The sequence below is a fragment of the Streptomyces sp. NPDC059142 genome (assembly GCF_042755665.1).
Classification (GTDB): Bacteria; Actinomycetota; Actinomycetes; order Streptomycetales; family Streptomycetaceae; genus Streptomyces.
In genome coordinates this window covers 5,524-9,337 of the sequence record NZ_JBHZDA010000154.1, presented here as the reverse complement: position 1 = coordinate 9,337, position 3,814 = coordinate 5,524, and the positions used below count along the sequence as shown (strand labels likewise).

General features: G+C 72.3%; 4 protein-coding genes. All 4 read left to right on the top strand.

The features are described from left to right. Positions 1 to 186 precede the first annotated feature (186 nt). Positions 187 to 1,482: a phosphopyruvate hydratase gene (gene eno / locus ACFXPK_RS31395; protein ID WP_385007630.1), complete on the top strand. Its 1,296-nt coding sequence runs from the start codon at positions 187 to 189 to the stop codon at positions 1,480 to 1,482. 131 nt (positions 1,483 to 1,613) lie between these two features. Continuing rightward, positions 1,614 to 2,087 carry a septum formation initiator family protein gene (locus ACFXPK_RS31390; RefSeq protein ID WP_385080528.1) on the top strand — a complete coding sequence of 158 codons (474 nt, stop codon included), beginning with the start codon at positions 1,614 to 1,616 and terminating at the stop codon, positions 2,085 to 2,087. 111 nt (positions 2,088 to 2,198) lie between these two features. Beyond that, positions 2,199 to 2,756 (top strand): DUF501 domain-containing protein, encoded by a 558-nt coding sequence (locus tag ACFXPK_RS31385; protein ID WP_385080526.1) that lies wholly within the window; start codon positions 2,199 to 2,201, stop codon positions 2,754 to 2,756. Next, positions 2,753 to 3,694 carry an exopolyphosphatase gene (locus tag ACFXPK_RS31380; RefSeq protein WP_385080524.1) on the top strand — a complete coding sequence of 314 codons (942 nt, stop codon included), beginning with the start codon at positions 2,753 to 2,755 and terminating at the stop codon, positions 3,692 to 3,694. The genes ACFXPK_RS31385 and ACFXPK_RS31380 overlap by 4 nt, the downstream gene beginning before the upstream one ends. Positions 3,695 to 3,814 lie beyond the last annotated feature (120 nt).

Here is a 3,814-nt window from a genome sequence, read left to right as displayed (position 1 = left end):
GCCCCCACCCCCCCCGCCGGGGGGGCCGGGGGCATTTTGTGGTGGGGCCGGGGGTCTCACGGGGCCCGGCCGGGCCCCGTGAACGTCTTAGGGGGCGGGCACCGGCTGGCCGATGACCCGGAGCCGGTTAGGCTCATGTCGCAAGGCCAAGAGACCCTGCACCCACGCGTCACATCCCAGAAGGAGATGCTCGTGCCGTCCATCGACGTCGTCGTAGCCCGGGAAATCCTGGACTCCCGAGGCAACCCCACGGTCGAGGTCGAGGTCGGCCTCGACGACGGCAGCACCGGCCGTGCTGCCGTCCCCTCCGGTGCCTCCACCGGTGCGTTCGAGGCCGTCGAACTCCGCGACGGAGACGCCAACCGCTACCTGGGCAAGGGTGTCGAGAAGGCCGTCCTCGCCGTCATCGAGCAGATCGGCCCGGAGCTGGTCGGGTACGACGCCACCGAGCAGCGGCTGATCGACCAGGCGATGATCGACCTGGACGCGACCGAGAACAAGGGCTCGCTGGGCGCCAACGCCATCCTCGGTGTCTCGCTCGCCGTCGCGCACGCCGCCTCCGAGGCGTCCGACCTGCCGCTCTTCCGCTACCTGGGCGGCCCGAACGCGCACCTGCTGCCCGTTCCGATGATGAACATCCTGAACGGTGGCTCGCACGCCGATTCGAATGTCGACATCCAGGAATTCATGATCGCCCCGATCGGCGCGGAGTCCTTCTCCGAGGCGCTGCGCTGGGGTGCCGAGGTCTACCACACGCTCAAGAAGGTCCTGAAGCAGAAGGGCCTCTCCACCGGTCTGGGCGACGAGGGCGGCTTCGCGCCCAACCTGGAGTCCAACCGCGCCGCGCTCGACCTCATCCTCGAAGCGGTCAAGGAGGCCGGTTACGTCCCCGGCCGTGACATCGCGCTCGCGCTCGACGTCGCCGCGTCCGAGTTCTACAAGGACGGCTCGTACGAGTTCGAGGGCAAGTCGCGCTCGGCCGCCGAGATGACCGAGTACTACGAGGAGCTGGTCGCCGCCTACCCGCTCGTCTCCATCGAGGACCCGCTCTTCGAGGACGACTGGGCCGGCTGGAAGATCATCACCGACAAGCTGGGCTCCAAGGTCCAGATCGTCGGCGACGACCTCTTCGTCACCAACCCGGAGCGCCTCGCCCGCGGTATCGAGGAGGGCTCGGCCAACGCCCTGCTCGTCAAGGTCAACCAGATCGGCTCGCTGACCGAGACGCTGGACGCCGTCGAGCTGGCCCAGCGCAACGGCTTCAAGTGCATGATGTCCCACCGTTCCGGTGAGACCGAGGACGTCACGATCGCCGACCTCGCGGTGGCCGTGAACTGCGGTCAGATCAAGACCGGCGCCCCGGCCCGCTCGGACCGCGTCGCCAAGTACAACCAGCTCCTGCGCATCGAGGAGATCCTCGACGACGCGGCGGTGTACGCGGGCCGCAGCGCGTTCCCGCGGTTCCGCTCCGCGAACGGCTGAGGCCCGGGAGGTCACGTAACCCGTCACCTCCACCCCCTCATGGGCGGCCGCCCCGCCCGTCGTCCGTACGTCCCCGGCCGCGGTCCCGTACCGTGTCCGGGGACGTACGTACGTGACAGGGGAGGCGGGCCATGGCCGGGAACCGGGACCGGTTCTCCACCTCGACCAGACTGCGGCTGCTCGGCGAGCAGACCGCGGCGCGGGTCTACCGCTCGCAGAACCGCAGGCAGGACCGCCGCTCCCGGCTCACGGGCCGGGCGGCCTTCCTCGCGCTGGTGGTCTGCACCCTGGTCGTGGCGCTCGCGTATCCGATGCGGGAGTACGTGTCGCAGCGGAACGAGATCGCCGAGCAGGAGCGGCTGAGCCAGGAGGCCGAGCGCCAGGTGGAGGAGTTGCGCGACGAGAAGGCGCGGCTCCAGGACGACGCGTACATCGAGCGGCTGGCCCGTGAGCATCTGCACTACCTGCGGCCGGGGGAGACGGGGTTCACCGTCATCGACCCGGACGCGGCGGAGGAGCGGCGCGCGGAGCAGGGCGCGGCGGACCGGCCCTGGTACTCGAACGTCCTGGACGGCGTGGACGAGGCGGACCGCCCCGGCAGGTGAGGTACGTATCCTCCCCGCACGCCCCGTCCCCTCTCCATCTCCGTCCCTTTCATCCCCACAGCACCGCACGCACCGCACGACAAGAATCCGGAACGGCAGAACCAGGCAGGCATGAAGACGCCCCCTCCGCAGACCGCACGCACCGAGCCCACCGAGGCGGACGTCGCCGCTTTCAAGGAGCAGCTCGGCCGCCCGCCGCGCGGGCTGCGCGCCATCGCGCACCGCTGCCCCTGCGGACAGCCGGACGTGGTCGAGACCGCGCCGCGGCTCCCCGACGGCACGCCCTTCCCGACGACGTACTACCTGACGTGCCCGCGCGCGGCCTCGGCCATCGGCACGCTGGAGGCGAACGGCGTCATGAAGGAGATGACCGAGCGCCTGGCGACCGACCCCGAGCTGGCCGCCGCGTACCGCGCGGCGCACGAGGACTACCTCGCGCGGCGTGACGCCATCGAGGTGCTGGAGGGCTTCCCCAGCGCGGGCGGCATGCCGGACCGGGTGAAGTGCCTGCACGTCCTGGTCGGCCACTCGCTGGCGGCCGGGCCCGGGGTGAACCCGCTCGGCGACGAGGCGCTGGCGATGCTGCCCGAGTGGTGGGCGAAGGGGCCGTGCGTGACGCCGTGCGTCGCTCCGTCGTCCGGCGCGGACGCCGGGGCGGGGGCGGAATGACCAGGGTCGCGGCCATCGACTGCGGTACGAACTCGATCCGCCTGCTCGTCGCCGACGTCCACCCGGAGACGGGCGAACTGGTCGATCTCGACCGGCGGATGACGATCGTACGGCTCGGCCAGGGCGTCGACAGGACCGGCCGGCTCGCGCCGGAGGCGCTGGAGCGTACGTTCGCCGCCTGCCGGGAGTACGCGGCCGTCATCGCCGAGCACGGCGCGCGGCGGATCCGCTTCGTGGCCACGTCCGCGTCGCGCGACGCCGAGAACCGCGACGACTTCGTGCGCGGGGTGGTGGACATCCTGGGCGTGGAGCCCGAGGTGATCACCGGCGACCAGGAGGCGGCGTTCTCCTTCACCGGCGCGACGAAGGAGCTGCCGGGGCGGGACAGCTTCCTGGTGGTGGACATCGGCGGCGGCTCCACCGAGTTCGTCGTCGGGGACGACCGGGTGCGGGCGGCGCGGTCGGTGGACATCGGCTGCGTCCGGCTGACGGAGCGCCATCTCGTACGGGACGGCGCCGTCGTCGACCCGCCGACCCCCGCCGCGATCGCCGCGATCCGCGCCGACATCGAGGCGGCGCTCGACCTCGCGGAAGAGGTCGTCCCGCTGCGCGAGCCCCGGACGCTGGTCGGCCTGGCCGGCTCGGTGACGACGGTGGCCGCGATCGCGCTGGGCCTGGAGAGCTACGACTCCGAGGCGATCCACCGCTCCCGCGTCCCCTACGGGCGGGTCAAGGAGATCACCGACCACCTCCTCACCGCCACCCACGCGCAGCGCGCCGCGATCCCGGTGATGCACCCGGGCCGGGTGGACGTCATCGGCGCGGGCGCCCTCGTGCTGCTCTCGATCATGGAACGCACCGGCGCCCAGGAGGTCGTCGTCAGCGAGCACGACATCCTGGACGGCATCGCCTGGGAGTGCGCACGCGACGAGGCATGACGGTACGAGGCACAGCGGGGCGGGCCCGGGGGGGGGGCGCCGGCGGGGGCGGCGGGGGGACTGGGCGGGGGGGGGCCGCCCCCGCCCGGCCGGCGGCGCCCCGAGGAGGACGGGGCGCGC